Source organism: Streptomyces sp. NPDC096013 (assembly GCF_044763565.1).
Classification (GTDB): Bacteria; Actinomycetota; Actinomycetes; order Streptomycetales; family Streptomycetaceae; genus Streptomyces.
In genome coordinates, this window is sequence record NZ_JBIWGK010000023.1 from 1 (window position 1) to 14,502 (window position 14,502).

A 14,502-nucleotide genomic window follows, 5' to 3' on the forward strand; every position below is an offset into this window, starting at 1 on the left:
CGCTTCGCTCTGCCTCCGGCAGCCGAATACTCGCTCCGCTCGTTTCGCGCGTCCCCGCGCGAAATTCCCGCCTCCGGCGGTGGTTTATGGAATTGGCCTCCGGCCATTCCATAAACCTGCGTTCCTCCGGAACGAAAACAGGGTGGGAGGACTTGCGTTCCTCCGGAACGAAAAAGATGGCGAATTGACGTGCCTCCGGCACGGAAAGGGTCTTTTTTTGTTGTGAGTTGACGGTGATTCAGGTGATGCCGCGTCATGTGCATTGTCCCGGTTGGGAGTTGGGGGGGATCTCCGATTCCTTTAAAACCAGGAGGCTTTCATTTTATTGCGCGGGATAAGTAAAGCTCAGAATTCGAGGAAAAGGGGAATAGGGAACCCTCAGGAATCCGTATCCGGTGGGGAAGGTGAGTGCTGCCTCCGGCAGCTGGGCCCTCAGCACCGTGACCACCAGCCGTACGGACGCACCAGCGTCCGAGCGCGGAGGCTCCCGCCGACGCGCAGAGGAACAACCAGCCGCGCCCGATCGCCGATGCCGCCGCGCCGACCACGCCCGCCCCGCCCCCCTTCTTTTCTTCACACGGGCAGGGAGTAACGGCAGCAGAGGGGATGTCAGCAGTCCGACCACGTTGGGCAACCCGCATGACCAGGGAAAGCGCTCAGGCCCCGTACACGACCCCGCAACGTCCAGCGCAACCCGTAGCGCAACATCGTGGCGCAACTTCCAGTGCAACCCGTAGCGCAACAGGGGTTCCCCCCAACGACCTAACACACTATTATTTGAAGTACCGAGAGGAGGCGACCTCTCGGAACCGCAAGGGACCAACGAAGGGGAAGACGTGGAGATCCAAATTTCTGACGGAATCGTCAGGCGACTGCGCGGCAGCGACGCACCTATGACCGGTCTTGCAATTCAGGCCCGCACTATCGCTAACTTCCTGCCCCTGACCTGCGCGAGGGCAGGCGCAAGCATCGTGCACAACACCGACGCGAATTACACGGGAATTCGCTTCGAAACCAAGGTGGGCCCCGTGGTCCTGGAGATTCCCGCTGGTGACCGTCCCTATCGGCTGGTACACGAGCTTCCCGAGCCGGACGAGACCGGACGCACCGAAGTGGAGTTGCGGCATTTCCCGCAGATCTACAAGCCGCGCGGAGTCGCACACATCACCGCTGAATTCCTCAGCTCTCGCGGATTCCTGAAGTAATCCGCAGAACTCCACTGGGGAAACAGCGGCATTCTTTCACTGTTTCCCCAGTGGTCCACACGCCGTGATCGGAAAAAAGGGGAACTGATCATGAAGCTCGTGTCGTGTGTGACCGGCGAGGAAATTCAGACAGGCCACATCCTACGCGTGCAGACAGGCGCAACCGCCGGGCACGCATGGAAGTTCGAGAAGATCGCACAGCGCGCTGACGGAGTGCACCACGTGCACGTGACGCGTCACGGCGGAAAGGTGGGTCGAATTCACCGCGAATTCCACCCGAGCATTTTCGGATGCGAGATCAAGGTAGAAGTCACGTGGCTTCAGAGCGTCAGCCACGCGGCCTACCAGACATGGTCAAAGATCGACGAATACCTGCTGGCCGGACTGTTCGCACTCGTGCCTCTCGCGTTCTTCGAGCACTACCACTGGTCCGAATACATCGTGGCGATCTTCGGCAGCTAGCGGAGTAGAGGGGGGCGGCACGAGGCCGCCCCCCTCCAACCAGAGTCCGGCCCGGGACTCCCCGGACCGTGTGGAGGGATCATGGAAGAGACGCAGACGGCAGACCAGACCTGCGAGCCGGTGACGCAGGCGGAGGTCGAACAGGCCGGCCACTTGCTGCGGGAGCTGGCGCGCAGTGCAAGCCCCGACGCCCTGGAGATGTCTGACGAGCAGTTGGCGGAGGTCGCGCCGTTCTTCGAGCTGGGTTGGGCGATGGGGGTGCGCACGGGGCACACCGCCCCCGCAGTGGCGGGTGTCCCGGTCGACCAGGAGACGGTCACGCGTGCGTTCACCGGACTGTTGGAACGGGAGCCGAGGCTGTGGCAGAAGGTCGACTATCACGGCAGCGTGACCAAGCGGCATGGCGCGCTGTGGGTGTGCGCGATCCACGTGTACGCCGACCCGTTGGGTGATGGCGCGCAGTTGCGTTACGACCTGTGCGAGATGCGGGGTCTTGTGCCCGTGATCGTGGTCACGAGTGTGCGGCGCAGGAGTCTGACACCGTTGCCGGTTTTCCGCCTCACGAGGTGAGTGTGCTGGTCAGGGGTGGGTTCACCCACCCCTGAAAAACACTATTATTGAAGTTGTTCGGGGGTGGCGGCCCCTCCCCCGAACCCGCAAGGCCAACACGGAGGCCATGACCTACGGGGAGGTAGAGCAATGGCTGAGCAAGAGGCCCGGCAAGTGCTGCCGGAGGTACAGGAGTACATCGAGCGACTGGACGCGGCCGACAAGGCGCACAGCGCGGCCTTGAACGCGGCGAATGAGAAGTACCCGCAGCGGTACGCCGACGGAGACGAGGCACAGCGCCAGCGTGCCGGATTCCACACGGAGGTCACCGCGTCCTACCAGGCGTTGACGGACGCCTACAACGCCGCCTGGGAGGCCCTCAGGAACTCCGGCGACCCGCTCGTGAAGTGGATCGCCGACAACTGTGCGAACTACAGCGCGGACGCCCGTGTCATCCTGACCGCCCTTCCGGCAACGCTCGGCCAACTCGACGCACTGGCGGAGGACGAGGGCTGGTGCCCCGTCTGGGACAGCTTCAGGCAGCAGGCGATAGACGCCGGGGTCGCGCCCAGCGCCAAGGCGCCAGGTGCGGCTGTGGACGTCGCGGCATAGCGGGGACGAGCCACACCCCGCCAAGGCCCGAGTAACCGACACGGCCGCGCCCCTGCATTCTCCGCAGGGATGCGGCCGTGCGCGGGCCTCTTGCTCCGGCCGCGACCGGCCCTGCCAGCGACGCGAAACCGCAGCTCAGTCGGGGGGTACCCAGCAAAAAACACTATTATTGAATGTGCTCGGGGGTGGTGGCTCCGCCCCTGACCCGCAAAGGCCAACAGCGAAGGGGAAAACGCATGACTCAGCAATTCGCGGAACGCGCTACGCTCACCGCCCCCACGGGTGCCCGGAACGCCGACCTGTCCGACTTGGTCAGCATCCTGGAGGACGGGCAACGCCGGAAGCTGGACGTTATCGCCCCCTCATCCGCGCTGCGGATGCACGAGGGAAACGTGCAGGTCGAGGGTGTCGAGTCCCAGATCACGGCATCCGGCGTGACGCGGGTGGACGGCATTTACCGGCCCACCGCCGTTGCCGATGAGGGGATCTCGGACAAGCTCCGCGTCCCGCTCGCCTACCTGCGCCGCATGCGCGCGGAGAACGTCCCGCTGCTGGACGAGAACGTCAACGCGTGGCTCCGCGAGGATCCGGAGCGCCGTTTCATGCTCCGTGCGTTCCGGGGCGAGGACGGCCCTGGCAGGCCCGGTGAGGGTGTGGCCCGCGCGTTGCTGTCCGACAGCTACAAGCTGATGGACAACCTTGACATGCTGCTGGCCGCCCTGGACGGGGTGGAGCAGTCCGGGCACCCCACCCGGATCACGGGGTGCGACCTCACCGACCGGCGCATGTACGTGCGCGTCGAGTCCGAAGCGGTCGCGATCCAGGCCCGCAACCTGCTGCACGGCTACCGCTCCCCGTTCGACGGCCGCAGCGGTGACGAACTCCCGATGATCTCGGCCGGGTTCGTCATCACCAACAGCGAGGTTGGCGCGGGGGCTTACACCATCACCCCGCGCGCGGTCATCCAGGTCTGCAGCAACGGCCTTACCCAGACCAAGGACGTCATGCGCGCCGTGCACCTCGGAGGCAAGCAGGACGAGGGCGTTGTGAACTGGTCCGGCCAGACCCAGCGCAAGACGCTGGAGCTGATCACCTCCAAAACCACCGACGCCGTGCGCACCTTCCTGTCACGGGAGTACGTCGAGGCCAAGGTGCACGCGATGGAGGCCGCCGCCGGTAAGACACTGGACGAGCCAACGAAGACCATCGAGCACGTCACCAAGACGCTCAGCATCGGCAACGAGACGAAGGACCGCATCCTTTCCCACTTCATCCGGGGTGGGCAGATGACAGCCGGGGGCGTCATGCAGGCGGTCACGTCGACCGCGCAGACCCTCACCGATGCCGACCAGGCCGCCGCCCTGGAAGCGCTCGCGGTACCCGCCCTCACGGCCGCCGCGGCGCAGGGCTGACAGACCCCCGTGCGGGCCGGGCAACTCCCCCAGCCCGGCCCGCACGGGCCCCAGCCCGCCCCAGAGCGCGGAGTGCGCCCACCCGGCCCCTGCCGTGTAGCGGCCGCGCGACGCGTCGGCGGAGCCGCCCGCGCGCCCACACGAAGCCCGTTGCGCCCAGGGGCGCAGTGCGGCCAGCCTCCGTCGCCCGCCGCCCCGCTCCCGCGAGGAGTCCTCATGTCTGCACGCCCGGAGCTCACCCACCCCGGAGACGACGCCATCGCGGCCGCCATGAGCCGCACCCTCCCCTTCGGCGAGCGCGGGGCGGCACGCCCCCTCAGCCCACCCGGTCGAGTCCCGAGGAGTCGCACCCCATGACCAGCCCGATCCTGACCATCGACACACCCGCCGGCCCCGTGCACGCCACCGCCGGCCCCCGCGAGGACGACGGCCTCGTGTTCGAGCTGGGCGGGGCGATGCGCGGCAGCGTGCACGTCACCGGCACCACCGACCCCCACCGCTGGGACCAGTTCACCGCCGTACGCGCCTGTCTCGGCCCCGTGAACGCCTTCAAGACCACCGCCCCCGACGAGGAACTCCCGCGACTGGCCAGAAACCGCACCGGCTTCCGAGGAAGCCTGACCCTCTACCGCGACAACACCGGCCGCCCCGAGGTCTCGGTACACCCGTTCCTGTCCGCGGCTGATCACCCACCGTCAGAGAGGACGGCGGCGGTACTCACCGCCGTCCTGCGCGGGTGCGCCGAGCACGTCGAGCAGCGCGACGACCTCTCCGCGATCCGGGAGGCTTCCCGGCAGCGCGACACCCCCGGACTGCTGCGGTTCCTCACCTGGTCCGCCTCCCACCACCAGGCCGAATCTGCCCGTCTCGAAGACGAGGCCCGCGCCGCGCTCCCCGCGCTGAAAGCCACCGTGGCCGCTTGGTGGACGGCCGCGCGGTGGTTCATCCGGTCCCCGCACCCGGTGCTCCTGGTGATGCTGGCAGACCGCCCCGGCTCCCTGCCCGGGAAGATCAGAGGATTGCAGTGGTGGTACCCCTACTGCGTCACCGCAGCCGCTGAGGAGCGCGAACGCGCCCGCCGCGCCCAGGCGGAAGCCGACTCCCTGCGTGCCCAGCAGCGCCCGCATGGCCGCCGCCCACCCCTGTTCACCGCGCCCTGACACGCCATCAGCGTTTCCAGGCTCAGGAAGTCGCAGGTCAGGGGTAGGTTCACACCCGCACTAAACACACTATTATTAGTAGTGCGAGAGGGGGTGGCCCGCCCCCGTTCCGCCCCCTCTCGTCCTCCTGCACCAGCCGAAGGGGCCACCGTGACGGAGCAGTTCAGGTTCACCGCCAACACCGGGTCGTTCGGCTACCAGGTCCTCGACCCGAAGGACCACAGCATCTGTTTCGGGATCGTCTGGCACGATCCGGGCGGCGTCTGCGCGTGGGTGGCCGAGTACCCCGGTGACCGCCCCGGCGGCGGCATCCCCGGCTTCGCCGGACGCGAGTGGGCTGCGCGCTTCCTGTACCGCTACCGCCAGCCCGAGCCGTCCGGACGCCCCTGACACACCGCCCCCTGCCCCACGCACTCAGCCCCTGCCCGCCTGCCCGCACAGGCACTGCGTGTTCGGCGCACGAAGGATCCCGACATGGCCCCCTCCACCGGTCGGCAGTACGCCTGCACCCTCGAAACCGGCGACCGCCACATCACCACCGACCTGGACAGAAGACACCACGAGGTCACCGACTCCCCAATCACCGAGCACCTCGACGGCTCCGCCTCCGCCCCCTGCCAGTCCGCCGACCCGGTCAGCCACGCGCACCACACATACGCGGCCGCCGTGCACGTCACCTACCGGGCGCCCCGCTGCCCCCACGGCAACGAGTGGCGGTGGGTGCGGGCGCGCGGCCAGGCAGCGCGAGCCGACCACTCCTTGCGGCCTGGCCGGACCGGGACGGTTCGCCTCAGCCTTCAGACGAGAAAGGCACCCACGTGACTCACATGCCCCAGCCCTCCGAGCAGCGCCCGGACGAGTCGTGCACCGCCGAAGCGTGCGCAGGACCAGACCCCGAACTCACCGAGCGCCGGACCGTGAGCCGTCTCCTGCGGCGAGAGATCGCGGGAACCATCGGGCTGCTCACCGACGACCACGACTTCCTCGCGATGCAGCGCTACCGCAGCTTCGCGTTCGACAGCTACGCGGCCTACCGGGAGGCGGTCGAGGACCTTCTGCGCACCCGCGCCGCCCAGGGCTTTCACACCACGCTCACCATCTTCGACCCTGAGGAGTACGCCGACTTCTGCACAGACTCCGGCCTCGACCCCGACGCCGCGTCCAGCCGGACCCGCTTCAGCGCCGAGATCGCCACCACGGGGCCGACCATCCACTACGACGGCCAGCCACTGTCCAGCCTCACCCTGGCTCTGGTCGACGAAGGAGTCCGCCAGGCCACATGGGAGTACGCCACCGCAATCCTGGCCCGGCTCGGAGCCTGCGCCGAATGCGGCAAGGACATCGGCCGGACGTCCTTCGCGCGCGCCTCGGACCTCGTCGCCTGCATCCTCGACACGGCCCGGCCCGGCGGGCGGCATCTCGTGTGCAGCGTCAACGCGGCGCCCGAGACCCTCGTCGCGGTCCTCCACGCGGACACCGGCGACGACGGCGCCGCATCACTCGACGACGCCGAAGTCCTCGAATTCACCACGGTTCTCGCCCTCGGCATCGCGACCCGGAGTCCCGGCGGACTGATCATGCGCATCAGCGCCCCCGACTCCGCCGACCAGCTCTACGGCTGGCGCCTGCGCGGTGAAACCCTCGAACCCCTCACGGCCGGAGAGGTCTTCGACGCCTACTGGACCGACGCCGCCTCCGGCGATCCCGTCCCCCCGGGGTCCAACGCCGACTACTGCGTACCGCCCGACCTAGGGCAGGACAGTCCGGATCCGGGACACCGCCACCAAGCCGCCCCCCGCAACTCCCCACCGCCTTCTTGATACAGCACACGGGGCGCCGCAAACCCGCAGCCCAGGGGAGGGTTCACACCACGCAGTGACACACTATTATTAGCAGTTAAGGGGCGTCGCCCCTCGCACTCGGTGACGCCCCTCTCCCCTCTTCCAGCACCAGGAGTTGCCATGCTTCGAACCCTGCGCCGCGCCCTGCGACCGCCGCGTCTGCGCATCCCCGCCCGCCGCTTCTCCGCCGGGATCGCAGCCCTGCCGCCCACGGCACACGAGGCATTCGCCACGGACGACGCCAGCGCCGCGGCGGCCATCGCCTACAACCGCAGCCGCGTCGCCACCGCGACCGCCATCGCCCTCTACCGCAGCGGATACACACTGCCGCTGCGCGACACCGACCTGGACGAAGCCGTGCACGCCCTGGACTTCCCCTACTCGGTGCCGAGCACGGAGACCCGCGCCGCCATCCGCGCAGCGCTCGCCGTCCTGGACGCCGACTACACCGTCACCGTCACCCGCTGACCACCCCTCCGCCGCGGCCGCGTGCCGCCCGGGCGGCACGCACGGAAGGAAGCCCGGTGTTCCTCGTCGCAGCCGACCCCGCCCACGGGCTCGTGGCCGCCCCGCAGTCCCCGGAGGACCTCACGCCCGAGACCGAAGAGGCCCTCGCCGCCCAGCAGTTCACCTGGAACGAGGAGATCGAGGCGTACACCCGCGAGGCCGGCCACGGTCCCGCCGCCGTGGACGGCATCGCCGGCCTGCTGCGGGAACTGGGGCACTACGTCTTCTCCTCCCACACGCCCCTGGCCCGCCGCCGCTGACCGCCGTCCCGGCCGGCCCCCCACGCCTTCCGTCCCCTCACGCAGATGGAGTTCCGCCAGTGTTCCGTCTCAATCGGTCGTGGGCAGAGCAGGCCGGTGAACTGCCCTGCCCACGACCGATTGAGACACCCGTGGGTCCAAGTCTCAATTGATCCTGGGCACCCTGCGCGGACCAGGTCGGACTGGGAAGATCGTCTGATGATGGAGCGGCCGGTCGGTGTGCAAGGTGAAGGGGTTCACGGAGACGGGACAGCCATGCCCCGACGCCGCTCCCAGCCTCAGCGCCCCGTCCGGTACGCCGTCGCCGAGCACGAGGGAAGCCACCGCATCACCGCCCAGGCCGCCGATGAGGCAAACGGAAGGACACCGCGATGACGCCCGACGCCCTGCCGCCCTCCTGACACCCCCGACTGCACCCCCCCGGTGCGTGACGCGCTCCGCCGCCTCCCGGCGAAGGCCCTGGACACCACCGCGAGGGGTGATCCCTAGCTCGGTGTCCGGGCGGTGAGCTGGAAGAGCCGGGCAGTGTGCATGTAGGGCGGCCGGGCGGTGGTGGCGAGTTCGAGGCGTTCGAGGTCTGCGTAGAAGTCCGGTTCGTGCTTGCGAGCGTCGTCGGTGATGTAGTCGCAGAAGCTGCGGATGCCGTAGTGGGCGATGTCCCGGCATCCGAGTTCCCGCAGGGCGTGGATGATCTCTTCGGCTGTGTGGAGTGTCAGCGCCGAGTCGAACATCTGGGTCCGGGCCTGATCGGTGTCGAGTGCGGCGAGCGCGGCCGCGGGGTCCATCTCCCGAACGGCGATGTTCAAGGGCGCCGAATGCCGGTTGATCGCCATGACGGAGACCAGGCCCCCGGCCTTCAGCGGGGAGAGCGCCGAGGCGAGAGTGCATGGGACGTCGTCCATGTATTGCAGGAGGTTGTGGCAGAGCACGACATCGAATTCGCCGTTGGCGATGTCGCGGGGCAGATCGGTCGCATCGGCCTCGACGCAGGTGACCAGCTCGCTCACACCACCTGCCACGGCTCGCTCGGTAGCCGCGGTAAGCATGGCGGGCGCGTAGTCGACGATGGTGACATGGTGCCCGCGGGCGGCGAGGCGGACGCCGTCTGCGCCGTCGCCGCCGGCGAGGTCGAGTATCCGCAGCGGTCCGCCGCCCAGGTCGCCAAGGTGACGGAGCAGGTTCGCCTCGGCGATCGCGTAGCGCAGTCGGCCCCAGGGGGCGTCCTGCCACTCCTGCCAGGTGGTCATCGCGGTGGTGAACTTCTCAGGAGCTTCAGGCATCTGGCGACGATAGCGGCCTGACGCCCTCAGCCGGCGTTGCCCTGTTCGGCGGCCAGGGCCTGGGCGATGGCGAGGCGGCAGGAGTCGGTGCCGGTCTGGATCAGGTTGCCGCCGAAGGCGCAGCGGCCGACCGTGGCCGCGCAGAGGCGGGGACCGGTGAAGGTCTTCATGACCTCCCGAGAGAAGGGCGTTTGCGCAGGTCGGAGGGCATCTACCCCTCACAAGTAAACACACTATTATTAAATGTGAAGCGGGAGGGGAATCCCCCTCCGCCGCCCAACTCGCCGATGAGGCAAGGAGAAGGAGGGCCCCATGGCCACCGCTGTCACGACCCCGGCCGACGCCCCGGGCACCCCCGAGGAGGACATGCCGCAGATCGTCTACCTCGACCCGGCAGTGATCCTTCGCGACGAGCAGAACGCCCGCGAGCACGACACCGAACCGGACGAGGAGCTGATCGCCTCCGTCAAGGAGATCGGCGTCCAGGACGCCATCAGCGTCCGTCCCCTGCCCGACGGCACCACCTACGGCGCCTTCAAGGGCTGGCGGCGCACGCAGGCACAGCAGATCGCCAACGCCACCGCCGAGGAAGACGGCCGCCCGGTCCGAAGGATCAAGGCGTACGTGCGGGAAGACCTGGTCGGCCGAGACGGCTGGACGCGGTTCCTGTCCCTGGTCGAGAACAAGCACCGCGAGGGGATGAGCGAGCGCGACATCCTTCGCTCGCAGGAACTGTCCCTGATCGACATGAGCGACGTCGAGCGGCACAGGGCGGTCAAGGCCCTGGGCGTGGGCCGCAATGCCGCGTCGCACGCCAGGGCGGCGCAGAGGCTCGACGACGCCGCTCTGCGCCGGGCGGCGGCCGGGGGCATGGACCTGGAGCAGACCGCCCAGCTCGCCGAGGTCGAGAGCGTGCGCGGGGCCGAGAACCGGCTCATGAGGGCGCACGCCCGCGACCAGGAGGAGGACACGGGCGGGCGCGGTCACTGGGACCAGGAACTGGCGCTGCTGCGCGCCGAGCAGGCCGACGCCGAGACCCGCGCCAAGGTCGAGAAGGAGCTGGAGAAGGCGGGCATCCCGCTGCTGGGCCGGGTGCCGTCCTACGAGAAGGACCCCTCCCGCCCGCTGAAGGAACTGACCAGCGGTCTGGGCAACCCGCTCACCGAGGACAACCACAAGAACTGCCCCGGCCACAGTGCCCGGCTGGACGAGGAGAACCAGCCCGTGTGGCACTGCGCCGACCCGGCCGCGTACGGCCACAAGGTCAGGCCCCGGCCCAAGAAGCCCCGGACGGAGCAGGACGAGCAGAAGGCGGAGGAGCGGCGCACGGTCATCGCCTGCAACCGGGCGTGGAAGGCCGCCACCGGGCCGCGCCAGGACTTCGTCACCCGGCTCGTGCGCATGAAGACCCTGCCGGACACGGCCCGCGTGTTCGCTCAGGAAGTGCTCCTCACCGTTCCCTACTTCTACAGCTCCTGGACGGACAAGCACGAGTTCGAGACCGTTGCGCGCTTCCTGGGGATCAAACAGCCGCAGACCGCCGACCCGACGGAGACGGCCGCGCAGCTGCCCAGGGCGCGTGTGGTGAACGCCCTGTTCGCGCACGTCGCCGCAGCCTGCGAGTACAACATCCGCGAGCCCAAGACGTGGTCGCACCTCAGTGAGCCGCAGGCGCGGTACCTGCTGCTCCTGGAATCGCTCGGCCGGAGCGACAACGGCAGCTACCGGCTGTCCGAGGTCGAGAGCCAGGCCGTGGCCAGGCACCGGCCCGACACCGACGCCTGACCGTCCGCCCTCCCGGGCACCGCCAAGCCCCCGGCCGGGCACACGCCCCATCCCGGCCGGTCGTCCCCTCCCCTCCTCGCAGAGAGGCGAACCAGCATGACCACCACCATCGACGAAGTCCGGGACTTCATCCTGCAGTTGCCCGACGCGGAATCCGTCGCGCAGGTCCAGGAGGCCGCCGTGCAGCGGCTGCGCGGCATCGACAAGGCCGCGTTCGCTCGCATCCAGTCGGGACGCCGGGCGCGTATCACCCCTTCGGTGCGCTCGAAGCTGCTGCGCGGTCTGACCGGCACGGTGCAGGAACGCAACCGCACCGGCACCCGCGCAGGATTCCTTCTGGACGAGGAGTCCACCCGGCAGCTGCGAGACCACCCCCGCAACAGCCACTACCGCATCCCCGAGAACGTCCGGAGGTTCCGGATTCCCGGCAGCGGCGTCCCGATCTCCTGCCTGGAACTGGTCGAGGACTGACCACCCGGCCTCCTGTCCGCCCGGCTGCACCGAGGCCAACCGCTGCTGCGCCCCTCACCACAAGCCCCGGCAGGGCGCGCCCGGCCGGTTCCCTTTACCTCGTCGCAGCCGGACAGCGCCCTCCCGTCCCTCGTGCTCTACCCGCTCGGCTGACCGGACCCGCGGGGCGGGACAGCCCTTCCGGCTGTCCCGCCCCCTCACGAAAGCGACGTCCCACCCATCATGTCCGCCTCCGCACAAGCCTTTGCGGACCGGCCAGCCCATCCAGTGCTGGTCATCAGCGACCGCCTCGGCATCGACCCGATCGGTCTGCTGCCCTGCCCGGTCCCCCTGAGGCTCCTGCCGTCGCCGCTGTTCAACGCCGAGGAGTACCAGCGCGCTCCGCTCGTGCTCCTGGACGACCACAGCTACACCGGCTTCACACTCCGCCACATGCCCCACCGTCCGGGCCTGATCGTCGTGCTGGCCGACCCGTCCGTCTACCGCCGGGCCACCGCGATCGGCGCTGAGAGCGTCCTGCGTGCAGGAGACGGCCGGAGCTGGCTGCACCTGCGCCTGCACGACGCGACCGACTGTCGGTACATCCGTTGGGAAGCCCTCCTGTCCGGTCCCGCCGGCCCTCCCCCGCCGGGCGGCACCTGAGGCCCACCGTCCGGGCGGCTCCGCACCGAGCCGTACATCCCCCTGATCCGAAAGAACGGTCCGATGCCCGCAATCCCCCAACGCTGCGCCCGCCGGCCGCTGGCGGGCGGCCTGGTGGTGCCGTACGTGACCCTGATCCACGGCGGCCACGTGGCCTTCGGGGTCCTCGACGCCGACCGGGCCCTCACCGCCCTCCGGCGACGCCTGTGCCAGATCTGCGCCCAGCAGATCAATGAGCGGTGCTTCCTGCTCGTACGACCGGCCGACGTGGTCAAAGGCTGTTCTCCGGAACCGGCGCTGCACCCCGAGTGCTTGCCGTACACCGCCGAGCACTGCCCGATGCTCAACGGCACCCGCGCGCACTACCGGCGCAGCCCGGTCCTGGCCACGCACCCCGCCGGACGGCCCTGCACCGATCCGGCCTGTCTCTGCAAGCCCCGGTCGCCCGACGCCGGTCACAGCCTCCGCGGCGGGAGCCCGGCCGACCGGTACGAGGCCTGGATGATCCACGCAAACAATTACCGCCTGGTCCCGCTGCCCGACCGGCCTGATGTGCCCTTCGGTATCAGCCTCCGCGTCCGCGTCCTGCGCAGGCGCGTCCTGCGCACCGCGGTCCTCACCCCCGACCAGCAGCACCTGATGGACCTGTGGAACGCCCTGATGAACGGGTCCTGACCTCCCCGCCCCGCAACCGCAGCAAGGAGACTGCCATGTTGATCAAACCCGATCCGGCCACACCCGAGGGCGAGGCCGTCATCGCCCTGGCCGACCTGATGGACGGCCTGCTTGCCGACGCCGGCGAATGGCCCGGCGCGGACACCGTCGGCATTCTCGAAGGGTGGCTGAGCCGTTTCACCTTCGCTGTCTCCGAGCCGCTCACCGCGCAGGCCGTCGGCCGGACGTGGGTGCTGCGCCAGCAGGACCGGTACGGCGATGACGTGACGCTCTGGTCCGACGAGGCCTCCGCCCTGGCGGCACTGGCGCGCGACGTGCGCACCTCCTGGGACGACGTGGCGGGCATGGACGATGTCCCCTGCCGGCCTCCCACCGACGACCAAGCAGCCGTGGACCTCTACTACGGGTGTTTCCGCGACTCCAAGGACTACGTACTGCACGCTGCGGACATCTCCCGTGTTCCGCGCACAGACCCTGACCTCAGCCTCTCGGACGCCGGCATGTGCGCCGCGGCCAACAGCGCGGCCGTCTTCCACGCCCAGGAAGGCCCCGACGACGAGGGTCTGCCCTGCGTCGAGATCGCAGGGATCCTCGTCTTCGTCTACCTCGACGCCGACAAGGAGGCTTTACGGGTCTCCGTCGACCTGGACACGGCCAACGAGCAGGTGGTCCGGGCCCACGGCACGGTCCCGGTGCAGGTGGACATCGGGGACTCCCCAGTCTTCAGCAATCCTGGGACCCCGCCGGCCGCAGCGGAGACGAGCGGGTGGCGGGACCGCCTCAGGCGATTCGCGCGCCGGACAGCGCTGCGCGGTGGCGGAAGGCTCCGGCAGGGGGGTTGACACTCCCCAAACTAACACCATTATTTACAATAGGAGGTGTTCTCATGTCCCCGTCCGTCGCCCGCGTGTCCGGCACCGTCACCGGCGATGTGGAAGTCCGCTTCTCGGAAACCGGCGTCGCCGTCTGCCGGTTCCGCCTCACCGAGACGCCCGCCCAGTGGGACGCCGCCGCACGGAGGTGGCGTGACGGGACCCCGATCCGCTACGTGTGCACCGCCTGGCGGGACCTGGCCCGTAACACCGCCGAGTCCCTCGTCAACGGAGTCCGCGTCCTGGTCGACGGACGCATCACCGAGATCAGGAACGACTCGGTCTACCTGAGCGCCGACGACATCGGCGTCAGCCTGCGCAGGCGCATCGCCTACACGGAGGCCAGCCTGCCCAACCCGGCCGCCGCCTCCCCGGTCACCCCGCCCCCGGCTCCGCAGTCCGCAACGGCTCCTCGCACGGCCACCGGGCGACCAGGCCACCCGCCCGCCTGGTGGCAGCAGGAGAGCACCTCCGGCTGGTCCTCGTCCGGCTCCCCTCCCACAGCCGCCGACGGCCTTCCCGCCAGCCGCTGAGCCTCCTCCCCTTCCTCCTCGGCGAACCGCCGGTGACCGATACTGCCCGCCGGCTGGTCGAGGAATTCGCTCGCACTCAACCGGGACAGCGGCCTGACTACCGAAAGAACACCCGCCAGAAGTCCGCGGTCGATCCGGATCACCCGGCTGTCAGCATGGGCACCTTGAGCGGAAGCCCTCCTTCGGGGGCTGACGCTGAGCGGATTGAGACAAGACCGCATCCTCAACGAAGCGGC

19 protein-coding genes are annotated in these 14,502 nt (G+C 69.2%); 17 read left to right on the plus strand and 2 right to left on the minus strand.

What is annotated here, in order from left to right; translation table 11 throughout:
* The first annotated feature begins 836 nt into the window (after positions 1-836).
* The 11 genes from ACIRB1_RS42590 (at position 837) to ACIRB1_RS42640 (ending at position 8,008) form a co-directional block, all read left to right on the plus strand.
* Positions 837-1,205: a hypothetical protein gene (locus ACIRB1_RS42590; RefSeq protein WP_403469353.1), complete on the plus strand. Its 369-nt coding sequence runs from the start codon at positions 837-839 to the stop codon at positions 1,203-1,205.
* Between the two features lie 90 nt (positions 1,206-1,295).
* Positions 1,296-1,667 carry a hypothetical protein gene (locus ACIRB1_RS42595; protein ID WP_403469354.1) on the plus strand — a complete coding sequence of 124 codons (372 nt, stop codon included), beginning with the start codon at positions 1,296-1,298 and terminating at the stop codon, positions 1,665-1,667.
* An 81-nt stretch (positions 1,668-1,748) separates the two neighbouring features.
* Positions 1,749-2,237 (plus strand): hypothetical protein, encoded by a 489-nt coding sequence (locus ACIRB1_RS42600; protein ID WP_403469355.1) that lies wholly within the window; start codon positions 1,749-1,751, stop codon positions 2,235-2,237.
* Positions 2,238-2,366: 129 nt separating this feature from the next.
* The gene (locus ACIRB1_RS42605) at positions 2,367-2,828 is read left to right on the plus strand and encodes a hypothetical protein (RefSeq protein ID WP_403469356.1); all 462 of its coding nucleotides are present in this window, start codon (positions 2,367-2,369) and stop codon (positions 2,826-2,828) included.
* Between the two features lie 236 nt (positions 2,829-3,064).
* Positions 3,065-4,240 carry a DUF932 domain-containing protein gene (locus ACIRB1_RS42610; RefSeq protein WP_403469357.1) on the plus strand — a complete coding sequence of 392 codons (1,176 nt, stop codon included), beginning with the start codon at positions 3,065-3,067 and terminating at the stop codon, positions 4,238-4,240.
* 353 nt (positions 4,241-4,593) lie between these two features.
* Positions 4,594-5,400, plus strand: coding sequence for a hypothetical protein (locus tag ACIRB1_RS42615; protein WP_403469358.1), 807 nt, complete (start codon positions 4,594-4,596; stop codon positions 5,398-5,400).
* 150 nt (positions 5,401-5,550) lie between these two features.
* A complete protein-coding gene (locus ACIRB1_RS42620; protein ID WP_403469359.1) occupies positions 5,551-5,790 on the plus strand; it encodes a hypothetical protein in 240 nt (79 codons plus the stop codon).
* A gap of 84 nt (positions 5,791-5,874) precedes the next feature.
* On the plus strand, positions 5,875-6,222 hold the full coding sequence (locus ACIRB1_RS42625; protein ID WP_403469360.1) for a hypothetical protein: 348 nt from the start codon (positions 5,875-5,877) through the stop codon (positions 6,220-6,222).
* On the plus strand, positions 6,219-7,220 hold the full coding sequence (locus ACIRB1_RS42630; protein ID WP_403469361.1) for a hypothetical protein: 1,002 nt from the start codon (positions 6,219-6,221) through the stop codon (positions 7,218-7,220). The genes ACIRB1_RS42625 and ACIRB1_RS42630 overlap by 4 nt, the downstream gene beginning before the upstream one ends.
* A 141-nt stretch (positions 7,221-7,361) precedes the next feature.
* A complete protein-coding gene (locus ACIRB1_RS42635; protein WP_403469362.1) occupies positions 7,362-7,709 on the plus strand; it encodes a hypothetical protein in 348 nt (115 codons plus the stop codon).
* Between the two features lie 56 nt (positions 7,710-7,765).
* Entirely contained in the window at positions 7,766-8,008 is a 243-nt protein-coding gene (locus ACIRB1_RS42640) for a hypothetical protein (RefSeq protein WP_403469363.1), read from the plus strand.
* Positions 8,009-8,493: 485 nt separating this feature from the next.
* Here the strand turns inward: ACIRB1_RS42640 and ACIRB1_RS42645 are convergent, their stop codons facing one another.
* Together ACIRB1_RS42645 and ACIRB1_RS42650 are read right to left on the minus strand one after the other, a co-directional pair.
* The gene (locus tag ACIRB1_RS42645) at positions 8,494-9,288 is read right to left on the minus strand and encodes a methyltransferase domain-containing protein (protein WP_403469364.1); all 795 of its coding nucleotides are present in this window, start codon (positions 9,286-9,288) and stop codon (positions 8,494-8,496) included.
* 26 nt (positions 9,289-9,314) lie between these two features.
* Complete coding sequence (locus ACIRB1_RS42650; protein ID WP_403469365.1) at positions 9,315-9,458, minus strand: hypothetical protein; 144 nt, start codon at positions 9,456-9,458, stop codon at positions 9,315-9,317.
* 142 nt (positions 9,459-9,600) lie between these two features.
* Here ACIRB1_RS42650 and ACIRB1_RS42655 point away from each other — a divergent pair, with 142 nt between their 5' ends.
* The 6 genes from ACIRB1_RS42655 (at position 9,601) to ACIRB1_RS42680 (ending at position 14,266) form a co-directional block, all read left to right on the plus strand.
* Positions 9,601-11,073: a ParB/RepB/Spo0J family partition protein gene (locus ACIRB1_RS42655; RefSeq protein WP_403469366.1), complete on the plus strand. Its 1,473-nt coding sequence runs from the start codon at positions 9,601-9,603 to the stop codon at positions 11,071-11,073.
* 96 nt (positions 11,074-11,169) lie between these two features.
* Positions 11,170-11,544, plus strand: a complete 375-nt coding sequence (locus tag ACIRB1_RS42660) for a hypothetical protein (protein WP_403469367.1) — start codon at positions 11,170-11,172, stop codon at positions 11,542-11,544.
* Between the two features lie 267 nt (positions 11,545-11,811).
* The gene (locus tag ACIRB1_RS42665; RefSeq protein ID WP_403469368.1) at positions 11,812-12,186 is read left to right on the plus strand and encodes a hypothetical protein; all 375 of its coding nucleotides are present in this window, start codon (positions 11,812-11,814) and stop codon (positions 12,184-12,186) included.
* A gap of 63 nt (positions 12,187-12,249) precedes the next feature.
* Positions 12,250-12,861: a cell envelope biogenesis protein OmpA gene (locus tag ACIRB1_RS42670; protein ID WP_403469369.1), complete on the plus strand. Its 612-nt coding sequence runs from the start codon at positions 12,250-12,252 to the stop codon at positions 12,859-12,861.
* 35 nt (positions 12,862-12,896) lie between these two features.
* Entirely contained in the window at positions 12,897-13,703 is an 807-nt protein-coding gene (locus tag ACIRB1_RS42675; protein ID WP_403469370.1) for a hypothetical protein, read from the plus strand.
* 44 nt (positions 13,704-13,747) lie between these two features.
* Entirely contained in the window at positions 13,748-14,266 is a 519-nt protein-coding gene (locus ACIRB1_RS42680; protein WP_403469371.1) for a single-stranded DNA-binding protein, read from the plus strand.
* The last annotated feature ends 236 nt before the right edge of the window (positions 14,267-14,502 follow it).